Origin of the sequence: Anaerococcus faecalis, assembly GCF_013371425.1 — a bacterium.
GTDB classification, from domain to species: Bacteria; Bacillota; Clostridia; order Tissierellales; family Peptoniphilaceae; genus Anaerococcus; species Anaerococcus porci.
In genome coordinates this window covers 314,027-336,200 of the sequence record NZ_JABVBA010000001.1, presented here as the reverse complement: position 1 = coordinate 336,200, position 22,174 = coordinate 314,027, and the positions used below count along the sequence as shown (strand labels likewise).

Sequence of the window (22,174 nt, the reverse complement as noted above, 5' to 3'; positions counted from 1 at the left end):
AAGATAGTAATAAACTAAGTCTGCTATTATTGTCCATTAAAAATTTGACAGCTTTTTCTATTTATATAAATCAGCTTGAGTTTTAAACATTTTTTCATAAAGACCCTTGTTATTAATAAGATCTTTATGGCTTCCACTTTCAACTATTTTTTTATCATCACATACTATTATTCTATCAGCATACTTGGTTGAAGATAGCCTATGAGATATAAAAAGTGAAGTTTGACCCTTTGATATTTGAAGCATTTTTTTAAAAATTTCCTCTTCGCTTCTTGGATCTAAGGCACTCGTTGGCTCATCCATTATAAAAAATTTTCCTTCATGAACCATTGACCTAGATAAAGCAAGTTTTTGTCCTATACCTCCAGATGGTTCCACTGACTTATCTGAAAAAAGGTAGGTAAGGTAGGTGTCTGAACCTTCAACTTGTTTATCTATCCACTTATCAATATTTATTAATTTAAAAGATTTATCCATCTTAGCTCTTTCGTTTTTGTCAATATTATCTAAGAGTTTAGAGTTTATATTTTCACTAATCCTAAAAGGAAATAGCCTAAAATCTTGAAATGTAGGGGATAATATCTTATAGTAGGTTTGTGTATCTATATCCTTAATATTGATATCATTTAGGTATATAGCACCATCTGTGGGTTCATAAAACTTACATAGAAGTTTTACAATGGTAGACTTACCTGCTCCATTTTTTCCAACTAAGGCAACAGTCTCACCATTATCAATTTCAAACGATGTATGTCTTAGAACATAATTTTCACTTTTTGGATATTTGAAAGAAACATCATCAAAGCTTATTTTGACTTGAGATAAGTCTATATCTTTAACATCTCCCTTATCAAGGAGTCCTTCTTCTAAGTCTAAAAAATCAAAGTAAGTTTTAAGTTGGCTATTTAAAGATATAATTTTAGCATATTTTTGTAATATTAAGTTGACTGCATTTATCATTTGAACAAGAGAGTTGAAATAAAGAGTGAAATTAGCAAGACTAATAGCATCTGATACTAATTTATAAGTCATATAAATTAAAGTAGATACTATAGAAAGGTTAGAGAAGATATTCATAATCCCTGTATATATACCATTTTTATTAAAGTATTCAGTTGATGTTCTTACCATTCCATCTTGGAATTTACCTGCTTTTTTCAAAACTAATTCTTGTGCTTCGTATGTTTCTACATCTTTAAAATACCTATGATCAGATGAAAAATTTAGAAAAAATCTATATGCTCTTATTTGAGGAGCATTATTTTCTTGATATTTCAATTCATTTGCCTTTATTTTTTCTACTATATTTTTATTAATAAAATACAAAAATACAATTATTAAAGCTACAAATGGATTTAGGCTTAGCAAAACAAATAAAGAAAATATACCAGTTATAGTAGCAGATAAGATTATTACTAAAAAGTCATAAAATTCATACATCTCAAATATAGCATAGTGAGCCTTCTCCATCATGTCTTGAACATTTTTAGAATCGGACTTTTCTATAGGTAGTCTAAGTGACTTTTCACTTAACTTAAATAGCAATACATCAATAGTACCTTCAAAAATTAATGAGACTGTATTTGTTAATATTCTTGATATAATTTGTTTAAAAAAGTCAGATACTAAGACTAGTCCACCTATAAAGAGTATATAGGATAATCTTTTATTTCCCATTAATTCTTCTATAATAAGTTTTGGTGCGATAATATATAAGAGTGGGATTAAACCCAAAATTATATTCAGTAACATAATCCTTAAGCTAAAATGAGGATATATCTTATCTATTTCTTTAAATAATTTTATAATATTTTTCATTATAAGACCTCCTTATAATTTTTTGCTTGAAGATTATATAAATCTCTATATTCGTCATTTTTTTGCATAAGTTCTTCATGACTTCCACTTGCAAGTATTTCTCCATCTTTCATATAGATTATTCTGTTACAAAACTTTGTAGAAGCTAGTCTATGAGATATAAAAATAGAAGATTTATTTTTTACTAAAGTATGGTAGAGCTGATACAATTCTCTTTCATTTAAGGCATCAAGTTGGGCTGTAGGTTCATCTAATATTAAGATTTTTGTTTTCTCCTTTGCTATAGCTCTTGCCAGAAACAATCTTTGCTTTTGACCACCAGATAAATCTACTCCATTGTCATCTAGTATTCTTAAAAGTGTTTGATTTTCTCCTTGCTTATAAGTATCAATGATTTCATCTAGATGAGTCATTTTATAAATTGCATCTAGATTTTTATTTGAATCTTTGAGTAAAATATTTTCTCTTATGGAAAAAGGAAAAAGACTAGAGTCTTGAAAAACTGATGATATTAGTTTGTTATAGTTAATATCAAGATCTTGCAAATTTTTACCATTAAATAAAATTCTACCTTTACTTGGTTTATAAAATCCTGCCAAAAGCATAGCAAGAGTTGATTTTCCAGCGCCATTTTCTCCTACAAGAGCTATGGATTCATTGTTTTTTATTGTAAGATTTAAATTTTTAAGTATGTAATCATCAGATTCGGGATACTTAAAATATACACTATCAAATCTTATCTCTAGCTTTTCTGGGTAAAATTCTTCTCCCTTTTCCTTCTCAACCTTTATTATTTCAAAGAATGGTTTAAAGATACTATAGCTATAAGAAAGATCTGAGAAAATCCACATAGACATTGTGTTAAAATTTATAAAGGCAAATACTGCTGTAAAATATACATAAAAATCACCTATATCAATTGTTCCCCTAATTAAACTTGTAGAAAGCCAATATATGATAATTGCATCTCTAATAAGGTTTATAAATTTAGCTAAAGAAAAAACTGTTGTAGCCTTTTTATTGGTTCGTGCATAATCATCTATCCTATTATAGTGTGTATTCATATAATATGAGCTAAATAATTTTGTAATATCAAAAATTAATATATCCTGTTTAGATAGGGGAGATCTCATCTCATTATTAACTTTTGCGAATCTATTCCAATTTGCTGAATTAGAAGTCCAATATGAGCCATATATTTTTGGAACCTTACTTAGGATAAAACTTGTAATAATGGTCAAGATTAAAGTTGTCATTACAACTAAAAAATCCATTCTTAGAAATATCCATATAAAACCTGTCAAAGAAATCATTTGAGCTAAGAATTCAGGAAGGGTCATCATAAGGCCACCAGCACCATTGAATGGACTTTCTACAGCCTTTGTAGCGTTATTTATTTTTTCAGATTCTTCTTTATCTTTTTTTAAAGCATAAGGCAGGTATAGGGAATATTCAGTAACCATGTTCATTAACTTATAGCGAACATTATTCATTTTCATACGGTAGTTACCCATAACAAATGAATCAAAAAATGAAACTAAAGTTGAAATAAAAATTAAACCTATAAAGAAAATTACTAAAAACTTTGGATTAGACTTGTAATTTTTTATTATATAGGCAGGTGAAATAATCCATAAGAAAGGTTTTAGACCTATAAATATGGCATAAAGTAATGTTAAAACAAACATAGATGGCTCAAACTGGGCCATTTTCTTAAATAAATACTTAATCTCTTTCATATAAAGCCAATAACTGGCATCCTCCTTGTATTAGTAAGTCAAGGAGATTTTCCTTACTTACATTTTTTTAGTAGCAAACCTCAATCTGTGTGTATTATAATAATTCATTTTTTTCTCCTTTCATTGGTTGTTAATTATAATAATATCAATTTAATTGTATTTGGTCAATTAAAAAAGGTAATGTTACAAAATTGTGAATTTCTAATGCTCTATAGTTACAAGTTACTTATTTACAATTTGAGAATAGCCTGCTGCTTTGGGATGTCAAATTGTCGTGGAGGAACTTGTAATTATTTTTCAATTATTAATCCATTTGCAACAGTACCTTTAAATCAATCCTCAAGTATTGCTATAGCACACTTAAGTCCATCAAGAGCAGATGATATTATCCCACCAGCATATCCTGCTCCTTCTCCAATTGGTCTTAAATTATTATATTTTAAAGTTCTGTAGTCGTTTTTTCTTTCTATTCTTATAGGAGATGAAGTTCTTGTTTCAACCCCAGTAAGAATTGCATCAGCTTGGGAAAAGGCATCAATCTTTTTAGAAAAGTTTTTTAAGGCAAGTTTTATAGAATCATTTATTTTTTTAGGGTAGATTTTATTTAGGTCAGAAAACTTGAAACTTGGACTATAAGATGGTTTGATTTTTCCTATTTTACTAGTAACTTTTCCATTAAGATAATCATCTACTCTTTGAACTGGAGCAGAATAATTTCCTCCACCAAGTCTATATGCTTTCTCTTCAATTTCTCTTTGAAATTTAATTCCAGAAAGATTACCATTACCCAAAATATCTTCTCCTATAGTACAAACTATGGCAGAATTTGCATTTGAATTACTTCTATCATGATAGCTCATTCCATTTACACAAAGTTTATTTTCCTCACTAGATGCGGCTACTACGAAACCTCCTGGGCACATACAAAATGTATAGACAGATATATCATTTTTTTTATCGAAAAATTTTAGTGCATAGGATGCTTGAGGAAGTCTTTCGTCCTTAATTTTATATTGACTAAGATTTATATCCTCTTGTAAGTGCTCTATTCTGAAACCTACAGCAAAGTTTTTTTGACTTATATCTATATACTTATCCAGCATTATGAAAGTATCTCTTGATGAGTTTCCTAAAGCAAGTATATATTCATCTGCCTTATATTCATTTTTATCAGTAAGTAAAGATTTTATTTTTTTATTATGAATATTTAAGTCAACGAATTTTTCATTAAAATGAAACTCTCCACCCATTTCTATTATTTTTTTTCTAATATTAATTATAACTTTCCTTAAAAGATCTGTTCCAATATGGGGCATTTGTGTATAGATGATATCTTCGGGTGCTCCATTTTCTACCAAAATTCTAAAAATTTCAACAGATCTCTTATCTTTAGACCTTGATGTAAGTTTACCATCAGAAAAAGTTCCGGCTCCACCTTCTCCAAATTGAATATTTGATTCTGGATTAAGAGTTTGTGTTTTTATAAACTTATCTATTGATTTAACCCTATCTTCTATTTTTTCTCCTCTTTCAATTAAATTAACCTTTACTCCATGTTTGGCTAAAGTATAGGAACAAAATAAGCCTGCAGGTCCCGACCCGACAACTACAGCATTCTTAACTTTATTTTTATTTTCTATATTAAGTTCTTCCTCACTAAATTCTGCAATATCATTTCTTAATCTTTTTATAGTTTTTTTATCTATTACTGTATCAATTAAAACTTGATACACATAAAAAATACCACGTCTAGCATCAATAGATTTTTTATATATTTTATAAGAATTAATTTTTCTATCAATCTTATTTTCTATAGCATTTTTCAAATCTAATTCATTGCCATCATAGGGAATTTTTATATTTCTTAAAATATACATAGTCCATCCTTTCAATATTAATTTTATCAGAAAAAAACAATATACGAAATAGAGTGGATTTACTAATATAAATTTTATTAAAGTATTGAAATATATGATAAAAACATTATATATAAAAAAATCAATTAATTTTATCTTGACAAAAATTTTCATACTTGGTAGAATACATTCAAATAAAGGCTATGAAAAGTGAGTATACTTATCTGATACTTTAAGAGAGTCTTCGTGTGGTGTAAGAAGATAGGGAGGATAGGTAGAAAAGGAACTTGGAGCTTACATTTCGATATTTAGATTTGTACGGTTATGCGTTATAGTAAGAGGTATAGAAATATATGAATTTGGGTGGTACCACGGCTTTCGTCCCTTTTAGGGACGAATTTTTTATTTATTTTTAAACCTTAGTAATATATTTAAAAAGGAGATAAAGATGAAAAATAATAAATTTAAGAAAGTAGCTCTTGCTTATTCAGGTGGTTTAGATACATCTATAATTATTCCTTGGCTTAAGGAAAATTATGGCTGTGAAGTTATAGCGGTTGTTGGAAATGTTGGACAAACTAAAGAACTTGAAGGTTTAAAGGAAAAAGCAATAAAGACAGGAGCATCTAAGATATATATCGAGGATTTAGTAGATGAATATGTGGAAGATTTCGTATTTCCAACTCTTAAAGCTGGTGCAAAATATGAAAAAAATTATCTTCTAGGTACTGCTACTGCTAGACCTTTAATTGCTAAAGCTTTGGTTGATATTGCAATAAAAGAAAATTGTGATGCAATTTGTCATGGTTGCACTGGTAAGGGCAATGATCAAATAAGATTTGAAATGGCCATTAAACATTTTGCACCATATATGCCAATTATAGCACCTTGGAGGATATGGGATATTGAGTCTAGGGAAGAAGAAATAGATTATGCAGAAAGTCATAATATTCCACTAAAAATAAGTAGGGAAACAAATTACTCAAAAGACTTAAATATCATGCATTTATCGCATGAAGGACTTGACTTAGAAGATCCTCAAAATATGCCAGACTATGATAAAATTTTAGAACTATCTGTTTCACCTTTTAAGGCAAAAGATGAAAAAATCGAGATAGAAATAGATTTTGAAAAAGCTAAAGCAATTGCTATTAATGGTAAAAAAATGAAGGCAAGTGAGATTCTTTCATACCTTAATAAGATTGGTGGACAAGCAGGAATAGGGATTGATGATATAGTCGAAAATCGTCTAGTTGGGATGAAAAGTCGTGGAGTTTATGAAAATGCAGGTGGAGCAATTTTATATAAGGCTTTAGAAATCCTAGAGTCAATTACTATGGATAAGGACTCATCACATCTAAAAGAACATTTGGCAATAAAATTTGGTGAGTTAGTTTATGATGGCAAGTGGTATTCAAATTCTCTACAAGCCCTTCTTAAATTTATGGATAAGATTACAGAAAATGTAAGTGGTAAGGTTAAATTAGTGCTTTATAAGGGAAATATAATTCCAGCAGGTGTAAGTTCAAATAATTCTTTATATAGTAAAAAACTTGCTTCATTTGGTGATGAAGGAAAAGACCTATATTCACATAAAGATGCAGAAGGTTTTATTAAGTTATATTCCTTATCAACCCTTGTAGAAGCAAAAGTAAAAAAAGGAGATTAATATGTATTTATGGGGAGGTCACTTAGGAGGATTATCTGAATTTACACATGAGTTTAATAAGTCAATAGACTTTGATAAGGTTCTTTTTCAAGAAGATATAAGAGGTTCTATAGCACATGTTAATATGTTGGCCAAGGTCAATATCTTAAGTGAAGAGGAAGGAAAGATTATAAGAGAGAACCTTAGACAAATACTTTTAGATATAAAGGATAAAAAATTAGATATAGATTTAAATGAAGAAGACATCCATTCTTTTATAGAAAATGAACTTACAAAAAGGATAGGAAAACTTGGAAAAAAACTTCATACAGCAAGGTCAAGAAATGACCAGTGTGCTCTAGATTTAAGGCTTTATTCTAAAAAATCCTTAAATCTAATAAAAGATAAATTATTAGATTTAATTAAAGCTATAATAGAAATTTCTGAAGATAATCTAGATGTATTAATGCCTGGCTTTACCCATATGCAACATGCCCAAGTTACTACTTTTTCTCACTATATAATGGCATATGGTCAAATGTTTTATAGGGACTTATTAAGATTGGAATCTACTTTTGAAAGACTTAATGAAAATCCACTAGGTTCTTGTGCACTTGCTACAACAAGTTTTAATATTGATAGATTCATGACAAGTCAAGAATTAGGATTTTCAAAGCCTACAGAAAATTCTATGGATTCAGTATCAGATAGAGATTATGTATTAGAAATATTATTTAATAATTCTTTAATTATGATGCATTTGTCAAGACTTTGTGAGGAGCTTATTTATTATTCAAGTAGTGAATACTCTTATGTGAAGTTTTCTGACAAATTCTCAACTGGTTCAAGTATAATGCCACAAAAGAAAAATCCGGATATGGCAGAGCTAATAAGAGGAAAAACTGGTAGGGTTTATGGAGATTTAAACACCTTACTCGTAATTATGAAAGCATCGCCACTTTCATATAATAAGGACTTTCAAGAAGACAAAGAGCCATTATTTGATTCTATTAATACAGTATATAATTGTTTGAAGATTATGAAACCAATGTTATTAAGTTTAAAAATCAATAAAAAAAATATGTTGAAATCTGCCCATAAGGGATATTTGAACGCAACAGATCTTGCAGATTACCTTGTCAATAAAAATATTCCTTTTAGGGAAGCTTATAAGATAGTAGGAGATGTTGTAAATTACGCAATAAAAGTGGATGAAGCTTTAGATGAGATAGACTTAGAAATCTATAAGAAGTTTTCTGATATTTTTGATGATAGCCTATATGACTTTATAGACCTCGAAAATTCTCTTAATAAGAGAGATGTATATGGAGGACCAGCTAAAAAGGCTGTAAAAGTCCAAATAAAAAATTTAAAGGATAACATAGAAAATTTATAAATTATTATATAATATTGATTGTAGATAAAGTTTATATTCAATAGTCAGAAGCTTTGTTATAAAAATCATGATTAAAATAAAAATGTTAACTAAATATAGTATGGTGTTTTAAAGTGGCAAAAATATTTATTAATATATATTTACATACTAGAATTCATACACTTAATTAACGATTAAGTTTTATTGTATATAATCTTTATGATATAATTTTAATGTATAGCTAAACATTATCATGGTTTAGTATTAAAGTGATGAATTAGAAGGAGTAAATATGTTTGAAAAATTAACAGAATTTTTAGAGTCTATTAATACTGTATTATATTATCCCTTGCTAATAATTTTATTATTATGTATAGGCTTATATTTTACATTTAAGACTAAATTTATACAAATAAGATTTCTTAAAGAATCTATATCAGTAGTTTTAGAAAAACCTCAAGAAGAAGGTGCAGTTTCATCATTTGAAGCATTAATGGTTTCAACTGCTTCAAGAGTAGGCTCTGGTAATATAGTTGGTATTTCTACGGCTATATGTCTTGGAGGTTATGGTGCAGTTTTTTGGATGTGGATTGTAGCTATTATAGGCGGAGCATCTGCATTTATTGAGTCAACTTTAGCTCAAATATATAAGAAAAAAGATAAAGATGGAACTTCCTATGGTGGTCCCGCTTACTACATTGAAGAAGGTTTAAAGTCTAGAAAGCTTGGTGTAATCTTTGCTGTTAGCTTAATTTTAACTTATGCTATAGGTTTTAATATGCTTGCATCTTTCAACCTCCAAACAAGCTTTATGACTTATGATTTCTATAACCCAAAAAAAACACCATTTATTATTGGATTAACTTTAGCTTTAGTTACTTCTATTTGTATATTTGGTGGTGGTAAAAGAATAATAAAGTTTACATCAACTCTTGTACCTTTTATGGGGGTAATTTATATAATAGTAGCCTTAATAATGATGGTTGTAAATATTTCTTATATACCAACTGTATTTAAAAACATTTTTGAAGATGCATTTAATTTTAGAGCAATATTTGGAGCTTTAGCATCATCATCAATGATGTATGGAATAAAAAGGGGACTTTATTCAAATGAAGCAGGTATCGGATCTGCACCAAATGCTGCAGCAAGTGCTAATATTTCTCATCCTGTTAAACAAGGTTTAGTTCAAATGCTTTCAGTATTTATTGATACTCTCATCATTTGTACTGCAACTGCCTTTATGTGTCTTTCATCAGGAATAGAACCTACAGAAGCTTTAAGTGGTGCACCTTATGTCCAAGAATCTTTATCTACATTTTTTGGTTCTTTTGGAAATTATTTTATTTCACTTTCCTTGGTTTTATTTACTTTTACTACACTTATAGGTAACTTATTTTATGTAGATAGTAATCTTTTCTATATAAATAATAAAAAGAAACCATCAGATAAATTTATGTTAATTTTTAGGATTTTTGCAGTTTTTGTAATATTACTTGGAGCTATGAGTGAGGTAAAACTTGCATGGGATATATCAGATTTACTTATGGGAATAATGGCTCTTATAAACTTGCCTTCTATATTATTTTTATCAAAGAAAGCCATAGCTTGCTTAAAAGACTATGAAAAACAAAAAACGGAAGGAAAAGATCCTAAGTTTAAATCTAAAAATATAGGGATGACAGAAAATTTAGACTATTGGAATTAGAATATATATAGTGCTTTTTAGCGTCGACTAATCACCAATTATTGGTATTGTCGATGCTTTTTTATTAGGAAGCTATATTTCTTATTGTAAATATAAATTCTATAAAAATCTAAAATAAAGTAAATGATATTTCTCATATCTATAATTTTTATCTAGTAAGTTTTTGTTCTATAACTGATATTTTAAAAGAAATATTAAAGTAAAATTAGATTACAATATAAAGAAATATAATTAGAGAAGAACAGCAAGTTCTTTTTATGAAAAAGTAAAAATTAATGTAAGAAGAGATAGATGGAAGTATTTAAATTACAAGAAATATAGTGATATATTACAAGGATTTACATATAAATAAACAATAATTTCAATAATAAAAATATCAGCTCAACCTAATTCAGTAGAGCTGATATACAAAATATTTAGCTTTAAAATAATGATATTAACTAAAATCATTTTTATAAATCAAGTTTTATATCATATTTTGTTTCTCTTTTAAATAGATATTCACCATTTCTAATTGAAGCAATTACATTTACTCTTTTTCTTATTGCATCAAAAACATTATTCTCATCTAATACTATAAAGTTTGCAGGGTTACCAATCTTAAATCCATATTGGTCTAGCATCATGCATTTTGCTCCATTATAAGTTATTAAATCAAAGTCATTTTCAATTTCATTAGGACTCATTATTTGTGCAAGGTGTATTCCATTGTCCAAAATATTCATCATATTCCCATTACCTAAAGGATACCATGGATCATTTATTGAGTCTTGAGCAAAGGCAATATTTATGCCTTCTTCTAAAAATTCTTTAACCCTAGTAAGTCCACGTCTTTTAGGATATGAATCTTGTCTTCCTTGAAGATATATATTTTCAGTAGGGCATGATATAAAATTCATTTTAGATCTTTTAAATAAATCGAACATCCTATAAGCATAAGAATTATCAGCTGAACCAAAAGAGCAGGTGTGAGAAGCAGTAGTCATCTCTCCTATACCTTCCATAAGAACAAGAGCATTTAGAAGTTCTAAAAATCTTGAATTGGGATCATCTGTCTCGTCACAGTGTACATCAATGAGCTTATTATATTTAATGGAAAGATTTACTATATCGTGTATAGATTTTTCTCCAAATTCTCTTGCTAGTTCAAAATGAGGAATACCTCCAACTACATCAGCACCCATTTTTAATGCTTCTTCTACTAAATCGCGTCCACCCTTATATGTATACATTCCTTCTTGAGGAAAGGCTATTATTTGAATATCAAGTTTATCCTTTAACTCTTCTTTTAAGTCGAGCATAACCTTAAGAGCAGTAAAGTTTGGGTCTGTCACATCAATGTGAGTTCTAATATATTGAACACCTTGACTTACTTCATCATAAATACCTTTTATAGCTCTTTCTCTTACTTCGCTAGCTTTTAGATTCTTCTTAAACTTTGGCCAAAGAGCTATGGCTTCAAACAATGTTCCACTTTTTGCTCCCAATCCTTCTGATAGGGAATAGACATAGTCAAGATGAAGATGAGGATCTACATATGGTGGAAGTACTAATTTGTTTTTCAAGTCTATAGTATTATCACAAACTCTTAGATTGTTTCCTATTTCTAGAAATTTTCCATCAGCAACAATTATTTCTTTTGCATTACTTTTATAGATGTTTGCATTAATAAATTTTTTCATTTATCCTCCTTGTAATTATAATATATTAAAAATATCATTTAGTTTATTAACTTCAAAAGTGAAAAATTTTTTGTTTGTCTTTAGATTGTTTTTGTTAAAGTAAATTGAATCAATTCCAAAATTAAAAGCACCTTTTATCTCAGATTGTAGGCTGTCTCCTAGCATAATTATATCTTGTTTATTAAGATTTAAATCATTTAAGATGTAGGTAAAAAATCTCTGATTAGGCTTTTCATAACCTATTTTATCTGATATGTAGAAACGAAAAAAAAATTCATCTAGTTTTGCAATTTTAAGTCTATTTTTTGTATAGAAAAGATTCCATTACTTGTAGCACAAAGTAAATATTTTTGACTTAAATATTTTATAAGATTTCTAGCTCCATTAATTTCTATAGCAGTTTTTCCAAAATTATTCGAGAAATAATTCATAAAAATTTCTGGAGATTGATTTAAATTTAAGTGTTTTGTAATAAGTTCAGATCTTTTATATAAAACACTTTCTACATCTAAAAGCCCTTCTTTTTGAAGTTTCCGCAATTTATTATCTATATATAAAATACTCATAAAGAGATTTTTCAAACTTTACATTTAAGTCAATTAAAGAATTAGAAAATGCTTCAAATGAGCATCTTGAAAAATCAAAAATAGTATCATCTATATCAATTAGTATTACCATTTTCATATATTACCTTTCTATTTAATATAAATTATAAGAACTTTAACAAATACTGTCAAATAGTATGTATTTCTTTAGAAATTTAAGATTATACAAGAAGTAAGTTTAGTATAAGAAAAACAAAACTTTATTATAAATATAAAAATAAAACTTTTAAATTATTAATTAATCATTTTGTAGTTACTTTTCAAAAAGAATAATATATAGATAAATTGAGTGTAAAAATTAGAAACAATAGATTTTATTACATATGAAACTTATTATAGTATTGAGAAATTAAGAAAAAAGTATTATATATGTGTTTTAGCATTGTATCATTTCAAATTATTTTTAAATAACTTGAAATGATACAATGCCTAATTAATTCTAAACAACTACTTTATATATAATCTTTTGGATTTTCATGTTTCATATACATACATCTTATAGCATTTAATATCGCTATAATTGTAACACCTACATCAGCAAATATTGCGGCCCACATTGATGCAAAACCAAAAACACCAAGAATTAAGACTAGAACTTTAACACCAATCGAGAAATATATATTTTCTTTTACTATTCTTAAACATTTTTTTGATAAGCTAATAGCAGTTGATATCTTGAATGGATCGTCATCCATTAATATTACATCTGCTGCTTCTATGGCTGCATCTGATCCCATAGCACCCATAGCTATTCCAATATCAGAACGAGTAAGAACTGGTGCATCATTTATGCCATCTCCTACAAAAGCAATTTTTTTATTTTCATTTTTATTATTATTTAAAATCTCTTCAAGTTTACTTACCTTATCTTGTGGTAAAAGTTCTGCGTAATATTCATCTAAGTTAAGTTTTCTAGCTACATCTTGAGCAACTTCTTTGCTATCACCTGTAAGCATTATTGTCTTACTTATCTTATTTTTTTTAAGTGATTTTATGCTCGCTTTAGAATTTTCCTTTAAACTATCGCTTATTACAATATGTCCCTCATAAACTCCGTTAATAGCTATGTGAACAGTTGTCCCCACTTTTTCACATTCCTTCCATTTTATATTGAACTTATCCATCATTTTGGTATTTCCAACATATACTAAGTTACCATTAACTAAGGCCTTTATTCCACAGCCTGGAATTTCTGTAATATCTTTCACTTCACAGCCATCATTTTCATCAGGATAAGCCTTTCTCAATGAATCTGCTATAGGGTGATTTGAATATCTTTCAACATGACTTGCTATATGAAGAAGTTCTGTTTCACTTTTATATTCAGGATGGACACAACTTACATCAAAAGATCCTTGTGTTAGGGTTCCAGTTTTATCAAATACTACTTGGTCTGTTTTAGATAAAACTTCCATAAAGTTTGAACCTTTGATAAGTATACCCTCTTTACTAGCACCACCAATTCCTGCAAAAAAAGATAGAGGAATTGAAATAACTAAAGCGCAAGGGCAGGATATTATAAGAAAAGTTAGTGATCTATATATCCACTGTGACCATAAGGGATTATTACCTATTATAATTGAAAAAATAGGTGGTATGATTGCTAAGGCTAGAGCAAGATAAACTACTATAGGTGTATAAACCCTTGCAAATTTTGAAATAAAGTTTTCTGACTTAGACTTTCTACTTGAAGCTTCCTCAATAAGTTCTAAGACCTTAGTTGCAGTAGATTCTCCAAACTCCTTTTTAGTTTTTACTTTTATAAGACCTTGAAGATTAATAGAACCTGAAAATACCTTACTATTTACACCTATATCTATTGGCAGAGATTCCCCTGTTAAAGCCTTAGTATCTAATGATGAGTTTCCTTCAATAACCACTCCATCTATAGGGATTTTCTCTCCTGCTTTTACTATAATAGTTTTACCTATTTCAACATCATCCGGATCAACTTTTATAAGATTTCCATTTTCATCTTCAATATTTGCATATTCTGGTGCTATATCCATTAACTCAGCAATTGATTTTCTACTTTTATCAACTGCATATGATTGGAAAAATTCACCTATCTGATAAAATAGCATAACAGCAATGGCTTCAATATAATCGTAAGAGCCGCTATATATGGCAAGAATTATTGCTCCTATTGTAGCTATTGTCATGAGTAATGATTCGTCAAAGGCTTGTTTATTTTTAATTCCATTAAAGGCTTTGATTAATATATCATATCCGACTATAAGATAAATTATCATATAGAGAGTAAACTTCAAAATTCCTTCCACAGGTATAAAATGAAGAATAATAAGAAGTAGGGCAGATATTATTATTCTTGTCAAAATTTTTCTTTGTTTATTATTCATAATTGCCTCTTATTATATGTATATCTCACAATCATTTTCTACCTTTTTGCAATTTTTAAGGACTTCTTTCATGACTTCATCCTTATCAACTCCATCTTCAAATTCAATTTTCATTTTAAGCATCATAAAGTTAATATTGCAGTCTTTTACACCTTCTGTTTTTTTACAAGCTTCTTCCATTTTATTTGCACATGCAGCACAGTCTACTTTAATTTTATATGTTTTTTTCATAATTTTCTCCTTTAAACTTGTTAAATAATATTTATTTTGTCTTTATAGGTTTATAGTACACTATTTATTTTACTTTGTCAACAATTAAACATATGTTTAATTGTTTTTTAAAAATTAAGGTAAAATTAATAAAAAAGGAGATATTAAATGAAATTACCACATGAACATGGATCATATAAAAATAAAGTTGACTTATTGGATGAAAATCAAGCAGAAAAAATATCCAAAGCTATGAAGCAGTTAGGAGATCCCAAAAGACTTCAAATATTTTGGTTTTTATGTCATAGAGAGGAATGTGTATTAAATATTGCAGCTATTATGGATATGTCATCTCCTGCTGTAAGTCATCATTTAAGAATTTTAAAACTTGCAAATCTTATTGAGTCTAAAAGAATGGGTAAGGAGATGTTTTATAAGGCTAAGGATAATAAATTAAGTAAATTTCTGCTAGAAACAACTAAAAATGCTATAAATTTATAAAACTGAATAAGTGAGAACCTTATTTTTAACTAAGGTTTAATATCTATATTTAAAATTATCAAAGATATTGAGAAATGTTTTATACTTAATATTTAGTCCAATCAAATAGGATATTTTTCCTTACTTAACAACAAGAAATTATTTTTAGAATTAGGTATGGGTTTAAACAAAATAATCATAATACAGCTTTACCTAGATATGATTGTAATTAAAATAATATTTTAAAAATTCTTGTTCTGGACTCTAGCTTTGTGATAAAATAACAAAATTTTATTATAAAAAATATTTTTATTGAACTATTATAAGTTGATTTTGTTTTTCGAAAAATATTGAAGCATAATCAAATTTTGCTTAATTAAAATTTTTATTCTTCATATCCTATTATAGGTATTATTTTTATGTCTAATATCATCTTGTCTTTAATTTGTTTTTATACCATCAATTAGCAAGAGTCTTAAAAAGAGAGTAATATAATTATTAAAATTAAGATAAATAATCATCATAAAAAAGATTTATATTATTTCATATAAGATTTTAGAAAAATTTTCCTAAATTTATATATTTTTACTTAAAGAATATTAAAAGTGGAATTTATTCCTAATATTTGATAAAATCTAAGTAAAATAAGATTAAAAAGGAGATTTAATGAAATTTATTTCGTGGAATATAGATTCACTTAATGCAGCCTTAATAAGTGATTCAAATAGGGCTATCTTGAGTAGGGATGTTTTAAAAAAAATTGCAAATGAAGAAGCAGATATAATTGCTATTCAAGAAACTAAGTTACCCAGAACAGGTCCAAGTAAAAAACATAAAGAATTATTAGAAAAATATTTTCCGGATTATAAATATGCATATATTACAAGCCAAGAACCAGCAAGAAAATCATATGCTGGCGTCTTAACTTTTTATAAAAATAATTATGAACCTATAGTTTCATATCCTAAACTGGAAGCACCAGATACTATGGATTTTGAAGCTAGAATTATTACATTAGAATTTGAAGACTTTTATATAACACAAGTTTATACTCCAAATGCTGGAAATAACCTAAATAGACTTGATCTAAGAGAAGTTTGGGATATAAAATATGCAAATTATTTAGAGCGTTTAGATAAAGAAAAACCTGTCATAGCTTGTGGAGATTTTAATGTAGCTCATAAAGAAATAGACCTAAAACATCCTGAAAATAATCATAAGTCTGCAGGTTTTACAGATGAAGAAAGAAATGGTTTTACAAATATATTAAATAAAGGGTTTGTAGATACATTTAGGTATATACATGGAGATGTAGAGGGGAAATATACATGGTGGGCTCAAAGAGTTAAGACAAGTAAAATAAATAATTCAGGTTGGAGAATAGATTATTTCTTAGTTTCAGAAAGGATAAAAGATTTGGTAGTAGAGTCGGATATGATAGATTCTGGAGATAGGCAAGATCATACACCTATATACCTTATTTTAGACACAAAAAATGGAAAAGTTTGAATTAAAAAATTTATGCGATAAGATTATAGAGAACATTGATTTTATGCTTAAAGAATATAAATCTTCTAAAAACTGGGGTATTTTTGATATGATCGGAGGAGGACTTATTGCATCTTTAGTTAAGCACAATAAAATTAATAAGGCTAATAGTATGTTTTCTAAACTAAATGAAGATTTGAAGCTCTTAAAAAGTGAAATAAAATATCTAGAGGATTTTAAGTTAGATGAAATTTCAAACTTGGATAAATTTTTGGATATAGGTTTTGATAATATTTTCTCTGATATATATATCCAGAACAAGATTAAATCTTCTATAGATAAATTAGAAGAGTTAAGGTGTACAATAGAGGAATTAAAAAATAATATTTAGGATAAACTGTTAAAGGAAATATTTTCTTTAACAGTTTTTTTATTTAAAAATCTATATTTGGGTATATTTAATTACAAAGAAGGAGGATTATATGAGCCAACCAAAACTAATAACAAAAGTCAAAAATATTATCAAAGAAGAAGGTCTAGAGTTTAAGGACCTAAATGACAATGGTAGACTTGATCCCTATGAAGATTGGAGACTAAGTCCAGAAGAAAGAGCAAAAGATTTAGTTAAGAGAATGACACTTGAAGAGAAGTGTGGAAATATGATGATTAAATCTCAAAAAATGGGCCTAAGTCAAGAAGATAAATCAAAAACAAGTCATGATGGTATCTTAGATGAAGAGGTTTTTTATGACCAAACTATATTTATAGGTCAAAAAAACTATGGTACAACAGGACACATTAAAGACCTTCATCTAAGACATTTTATACTTAGAGATAATTTCAATGAAGTTGAAATAGCTAAATGGGTCAATACAATTAATGAAGTATGTGAATCAACAAGATTAGGTATTCCTGCAATAATAGCATCAAACTCAAGAAATGAAAATGCTGAGAGAACATTTGGTATGAATGATGCAGTAGGTGTATTTACGACATATCCTTCAACTCTGGGTCTTGCTGCTATTGCTTTAGGAGATAGGGCAAACGGAGGAGATTATTCTATATTTTCTGAATTTGGAGAAATTGCTAGGGATGAATGGAGATACTCTGGTCTTAGAAAAGGTTATATGTATATGATTGATACTGCAACTGATCCAAGATGGCAAAGATTTTATGGTACATTTGGAGAAGATACAGACCTTATATCAAATGCTTGCAAGAGACTTTTAAATTCATTCCAAGGTGAAGATTTAGGAAAAGATAGCGTAGCTTTAACCATGAAACATTTCCCAGGAGGTGGGGCAAGAGAAAACGGTTTTGATCCTCACTATGAAGAGGGTAAATTCAATGTTTATAAAACAAAGGGTTCTTTAGAAAAATATCATCTTCCACCATTTAAGGTTGCATGTGAAGAAAAAGCATCATCAATAATGCCTTATTATTCTATACCTAGTCACGAAAAAAGTGCAGTTCAATATTTTGAAGGAAAAAGAATACCTTTTGAACCTGTCGGATTTGCTTTTAACGAATATTTTATTCAAAATATCTTAAGAGATAAGTTAGGATTCAAGGGATATATAAATTCTGATTCTGGTATTTTAGACAATATGGCTTGGGGAGTTCTTCATCTTCCAAAAGAAGAAAGAGCGGCCTTTGCCATAAATAACGGAGTAGATTTAATCTCTGATACTAACGAAGTTAAATGGATAATAAAAGCTTGTGAAGAAGGATTAATAAAAGAAGAAAGAATCAACGAGGCTAATGAAAGACTACTTACAGAAATGTTTAAACTGGGCTTATTTGATGATAAAACATATGTAGATGAAAATAAGGCAAAAGAAATTGTAGAAAACGAAGAAAACAAGAAAAAGGCCTATAGAGCTCATCAAAAATCTTTGGTATTACTTAAGAATTCTGAAAAAACACTTCCTATTAAGAGTGGTTCAAAAGTTTATATAGAATACCTACACAAGGAGCTTGATAAGGCAGAGGAATACAAAAAAGAGGCTATAGAAGATGCAAAAGGATTTGAAGAAATTAGCATAGTAGATAATCCTAATGAAGCAGATTATGCAATTTGTTTTATAACTCCTAAATCAGGTAATTATTTTTCTGCAACTCCAGGGCTTCTAGAACTTTCTTTATGTGAAGACAAAATAAATAAGTCTATGGATAATACTGAATATAAGGAAACTACAGTAGCAAACATCAAGAGAGTAAAAGAGCTTAGAGATATAATGGATAAGAATAATAAGAAATTGATAGTTAGTGTTAATTCAACTATGCCATGGTTGCTTGATTCTGTAGAGCCTTTATCTGATGCATTATTATCACATTTTGAAACTTTTATAAAAGCACAATTAGATGTTTTAGTAGGAAGGGTAGAACCTTGTGGAAAACTTCCATTTACATTTCCTAAGTCAGAAGATGTTATAGCTGTTGATGAAAATGGAAGATGCATATCACCAAATGATGTACCAGGTTATGACAAGGACAAGTATATGCCTGATGGGCTAACTTATGCTTATGAAGATAGCGATGGAAATATATATAAACTAGGACATGGTTTAAGATATTAATTATAAAAGGGCGCTGTTGCAAAATTATGAATTTCCAAAGTTCAATCATTACAATTTACTCATAGACAATTTGAAAACAGCCTGCTGGCTTATGAAGGATAAATTGTCTTGAGGAGCTTGTAATGATTTTTGAACGATTAATTCATTCTGCAACAGCTCCTTTTTTAAATTCAAGGAGAAGAATATGAAAAAATGCTTATTAATTGAAAATCCTAATTCTGGTAAGCAAAATAATAATCAATATATTGATAGGATAATAGAAAAATTAGAAGAAGGATTTGATGAAGTTATCCATAAAAGGACAGAAAAAGAAGATGATGCTAAAAAATTTGCCATTAAAGCATGTGAAAATAAATATGATTCTATATTTGTTGTTGGTGGTGATGGTACATTTAATGAGGCCGTTAATGGTATATCTATGATGGAATACAGACCAAAATTAGGACTTCTTCCAGGAGGAACTAACAATACCTATATGCAATTAATTGGAGGTTCAAATGAGCTAGATAAAGCAATTGAACAAGTTTCTTTCGAAAAAACTAAAAAAGTTGATATTGGAAAGTGTAATGATAAGTATTTTTCATATTATGTTTGCTTTGGAAAACTTATAGATGCCACTACCTCAACAAGTTCTGAAGAAAAAGAAAAATTAGGAAGTTTTGCTTACGTTAAAAATGTATTAAAAACCATACCAAATGATGAAAGTGTAAATATTGAAATAAAATCAGATTTTAAAACTTTTAAAACAAAGGCATCTTTACTTTATGTTATGACAATTAATAAAATTGTAAACTTAGAATTTTCTAAAGAAAACAGTGACATAAACGATGGACTTCTTATAGTTTTTATAATGACTGAAGAAGGATTATTATCAAAAATTGATGCTGCAAAGGATATGTTATTTGGAAAGTTAGATGAAAATGATAATATAGAATCTTTTACTTGTAAAAAATTATCAATTAAAGAACTTGACGGCAAAGAAGTTGAACTTGATATGGATGGAGATATAAATGGTAAACTTCCATGTGATATTGAAATTTTAGAAAAACATATAGAAATATATCTGCCAAATACAAGTATTCAATAATATTAATATAAGATATATATCTTGAAATATTTAATTATATCAAGTATAACAAATTTTGTACTTTAAATTTGAGCAAATTAAAAATGTTAGGAGGTAATTTGTCAGAAAAAATAAGAGTTAGAGAATTAACAAAAATTTTTGGACAAAATCCCAAAAAAGCAATTCCTTTGCTAAAAGATGGTTTGTCTAAAAAAGAAATGTTAGATAAGACAGGACTTACTGTAGGTGTAAATAGGTGTTCTTTTGATGTAGAAGATGGGGAACTATTTGTAATAATGGGTCTTTCAGGTTCTGGAAAGTCAACACTTATTAGACTGATAAATAGAATGATTGAACCTACTTATGGTGATATATTTATAGATAATGAAAATATATCAGAACTTGATGAAGTTGGCTTAAGAAAAGCAAGGCGTGAAAAAATGAGCATGGTTTTTCAAAACTTTGCCCTATTTCCTCACTATACAATCTTAGAAAATGCAGCATATGGTCTTTCTATAAAAAATGGAAAAAACAAGAATGTTAATAAAAAGGCCAAGGAAGCGTTAAAGCTTGTTGGTCTTGAAGGATATGAAAACCAATATCCTGACCAATTATCAGGGGGTATGCAACAAAGAGTTGGACTTGCAAGGGCACTAGCAACAGATACAGATATTCTTATTATGGATGAAGCTTTCTCAGCACTTGACCCTCTTATAAGAAAAGAAATGCAAGATGAACTTGTTTATCTACAAAGTGAGATGAAAAAAACAGTCTTATTTATAACTCATGACTTAAATGAGGCTTTAAAAATAGGCGATAAAATTGCTGTAATGAAGGATGGTTCAATACTTCAAATCGATAGTCCTGAACAACTTCTATCAAATCCTAAAAATGATTTTATTAGAGAGTTTGTTCAAGATGTTGATAGAACAAAAGTTCTTACTGCATCAAATATTATGATTAGACCAGATACTATTAATATTAATAGACATGGGCCAAAAGCAGCTCTTTCAAAAATGCTAAGAAGTGGAAATTCAAGTATTTTTGTTGTAAATAATAAAAGAGAACTTCTAGGTTATGTACTTGCAGAAGATGCATCAAATGCTTATGCAAATGGTCAAAAAAGTCTTGATTGTATAATAAAAAAAGACATGATGACTATTGACATGGATTACCCATTAGAAGATATAGTAGCAGATATCCAAGATGCTAAGATACCAATATCTGTTATAGATGGGAAAGTTCTTAAAGGAATTATAATTAAAGGGACAGTACTTGCGGCTTTATCAAAAGATGAGGTGAGAAATGATGAATAATATACCAACATTACCCTTAGTTGATTGGATAGATAAGCTTGTTAATTGGTTAAGAATTAATGTTTCTTTTGTTTTCAATCCAATTAGAGATTTTATAAATTTTATTGTCGAACTTTTTATTAGGGTATTTAACATATTTCCACCACTAGTATTTATTTTATTAATTATTGTATTAGCCTTTTTTTAACTAAGAAGGTTAAAGGAGTTACTATCTTTGCACCTATTTCACTTACCCTAATATGGA

At 28.2% G+C, this 22,174-nt stretch carries 19 protein-coding genes and 1 other annotated feature; of the genes, 10 read left to right on the top strand and 9 right to left on the bottom strand.

Annotated elements, in window-relative coordinates:
* Nucleotides 1–57: 57 nt before the first annotated feature.
* From HV819_RS01710 to HV819_RS01700, 3 genes are all read right to left on the bottom strand, one after another.
* The gene (locus HV819_RS01710; protein WP_176269374.1) at nt 58–1,818 is read right to left on the bottom strand and encodes an ABC transporter ATP-binding protein; all 1,761 of its coding nucleotides are present in this window, start codon (nt 1,816–1,818) and stop codon (nt 58–60) included.
* Nucleotides 1,818–3,506, bottom strand: a complete 1,689-nt coding sequence (locus HV819_RS01705) for an ABC transporter ATP-binding protein (protein ID WP_328700317.1) — start codon at nt 3,504–3,506, stop codon at nt 1,818–1,820. Before HV819_RS01705 ends, HV819_RS01710 begins: the two co-directional genes overlap by 1 nt.
* A 383-nt stretch (nt 3,507–3,889) precedes the next feature.
* A complete protein-coding gene (locus HV819_RS01700; RefSeq protein WP_176269372.1) occupies nt 3,890–5,434 on the bottom strand; it encodes an NAD(P)/FAD-dependent oxidoreductase in 1,545 nt (514 codons plus the stop codon).
* A 173-nt stretch (nt 5,435–5,607) separates the two neighbouring features.
* Nucleotides 5,608–5,802: a binding site (T-box leader), on the top strand.
* A gap of 59 nt (nt 5,803–5,861) precedes the next feature.
* On the opposite strand from HV819_RS01700, the gene HV819_RS01695 reads away from it, so the two are divergent.
* The 3 genes from HV819_RS01695 (at nt 5,862) to HV819_RS01685 (ending at nt 10,144) form a co-directional block, all read left to right on the top strand.
* Complete coding sequence (locus HV819_RS01695) at nt 5,862–7,082, top strand: argininosuccinate synthase (RefSeq protein WP_176269371.1); 1,221 nt, start codon at nt 5,862–5,864, stop codon at nt 7,080–7,082.
* A 1-nt stretch (nt 7,083) separates the two neighbouring features.
* Nucleotides 7,084–8,457 (top strand): argininosuccinate lyase, encoded by a 1,374-nt coding sequence (gene argH, locus HV819_RS01690; RefSeq protein WP_176269370.1) that lies wholly within the window; start codon nt 7,084–7,086, stop codon nt 8,455–8,457.
* Between the two features lie 271 nt (nt 8,458–8,728).
* Nucleotides 8,729–10,144 (top strand): alanine/glycine:cation symporter family protein, encoded by a 1,416-nt coding sequence (locus tag HV819_RS01685; protein WP_176269369.1) that lies wholly within the window; start codon nt 8,729–8,731, stop codon nt 10,142–10,144.
* 452 nt (nt 10,145–10,596) lie between these two features.
* Here HV819_RS01685 and HV819_RS01680 read toward each other — a convergent pair whose 3' ends face one another.
* The 6 genes from HV819_RS01680 to HV819_RS01655 form a co-directional block, all read right to left on the bottom strand.
* The gene (locus HV819_RS01680; protein ID WP_176269368.1) at nt 10,597–11,826 is read right to left on the bottom strand and encodes an amidohydrolase family protein; all 1,230 of its coding nucleotides are present in this window, start codon (nt 11,824–11,826) and stop codon (nt 10,597–10,599) included.
* 15 nt (nt 11,827–11,841) lie between these two features.
* The gene (locus HV819_RS11825; RefSeq protein WP_407926326.1) at nt 11,842–12,081 is read right to left on the bottom strand and encodes an HAD-IA family hydrolase; all 240 of its coding nucleotides are present in this window, start codon (nt 12,079–12,081) and stop codon (nt 11,842–11,844) included.
* A gap of 23 nt (nt 12,082–12,104) precedes the next feature.
* Nucleotides 12,105–12,392: a hypothetical protein gene (locus HV819_RS01670; RefSeq protein WP_176269367.1), complete on the bottom strand. Its 288-nt coding sequence runs from the start codon at nt 12,390–12,392 to the stop codon at nt 12,105–12,107.
* On the bottom strand, nt 12,370–12,510 hold the full coding sequence (locus tag HV819_RS01665) for a hypothetical protein (protein WP_176269366.1): 141 nt from the start codon (nt 12,508–12,510) through the stop codon (nt 12,370–12,372). The genes HV819_RS01670 and HV819_RS01665 overlap by 23 nt, the downstream gene beginning before the upstream one ends.
* A 373-nt stretch (nt 12,511–12,883) precedes the next feature.
* Nucleotides 12,884–14,791 (bottom strand): heavy metal translocating P-type ATPase, encoded by a 1,908-nt coding sequence (locus HV819_RS01660; protein ID WP_176269365.1) that lies wholly within the window; start codon nt 14,789–14,791, stop codon nt 12,884–12,886.
* A gap of 12 nt (nt 14,792–14,803) precedes the next feature.
* The gene (locus tag HV819_RS01655) at nt 14,804–15,022 is read right to left on the bottom strand and encodes a cation transporter (protein ID WP_154541392.1); all 219 of its coding nucleotides are present in this window, start codon (nt 15,020–15,022) and stop codon (nt 14,804–14,806) included.
* A 147-nt stretch (nt 15,023–15,169) separates the two neighbouring features.
* Between HV819_RS01655 and HV819_RS01650 the strand changes: the two genes are divergently transcribed.
* The 7 genes from HV819_RS01650 (at nt 15,170) to HV819_RS11505 (ending at nt 22,117) form a co-directional block, all read left to right on the top strand.
* Nucleotides 15,170–15,502: an ArsR/SmtB family transcription factor gene (locus HV819_RS01650; protein ID WP_154541394.1), complete on the top strand. Its 333-nt coding sequence runs from the start codon at nt 15,170–15,172 to the stop codon at nt 15,500–15,502.
* 645 nt (nt 15,503–16,147) lie between these two features.
* On the top strand, nt 16,148–16,990 hold the full coding sequence (locus HV819_RS01645; RefSeq protein ID WP_176269364.1) for an exodeoxyribonuclease III: 843 nt from the start codon (nt 16,148–16,150) through the stop codon (nt 16,988–16,990).
* Nucleotides 16,977–17,360 carry a hypothetical protein gene (locus HV819_RS01640; RefSeq protein WP_154541398.1) on the top strand — a complete coding sequence of 128 codons (384 nt, stop codon included), beginning with the start codon at nt 16,977–16,979 and terminating at the stop codon, nt 17,358–17,360. Before HV819_RS01645 ends, HV819_RS01640 begins: the two co-directional genes overlap by 14 nt.
* Before the next feature lie 91 nt (nt 17,361–17,451).
* Nucleotides 17,452–19,548, top strand: coding sequence for a glycoside hydrolase family 3 protein (locus HV819_RS01635; protein WP_176269363.1), 2,097 nt, complete (start codon nt 17,452–17,454; stop codon nt 19,546–19,548).
* A gap of 184 nt (nt 19,549–19,732) precedes the next feature.
* Complete coding sequence (locus HV819_RS01630; RefSeq protein ID WP_176269362.1) at nt 19,733–20,635, top strand: diacylglycerol/lipid kinase family protein; 903 nt, start codon at nt 19,733–19,735, stop codon at nt 20,633–20,635.
* A gap of 98 nt (nt 20,636–20,733) precedes the next feature.
* On the top strand, nt 20,734–21,930 hold the full coding sequence (locus HV819_RS01625) for a quaternary amine ABC transporter ATP-binding protein (RefSeq protein ID WP_235942751.1): 1,197 nt from the start codon (nt 20,734–20,736) through the stop codon (nt 21,928–21,930).
* On the top strand, nt 21,923–22,117 hold the full coding sequence (locus HV819_RS11505) for a hypothetical protein (RefSeq protein ID WP_235942750.1): 195 nt from the start codon (nt 21,923–21,925) through the stop codon (nt 22,115–22,117). The genes HV819_RS01625 and HV819_RS11505 overlap by 8 nt, the downstream gene beginning before the upstream one ends.
* Nucleotides 22,118–22,174: the final 57 nt, after the last annotated feature.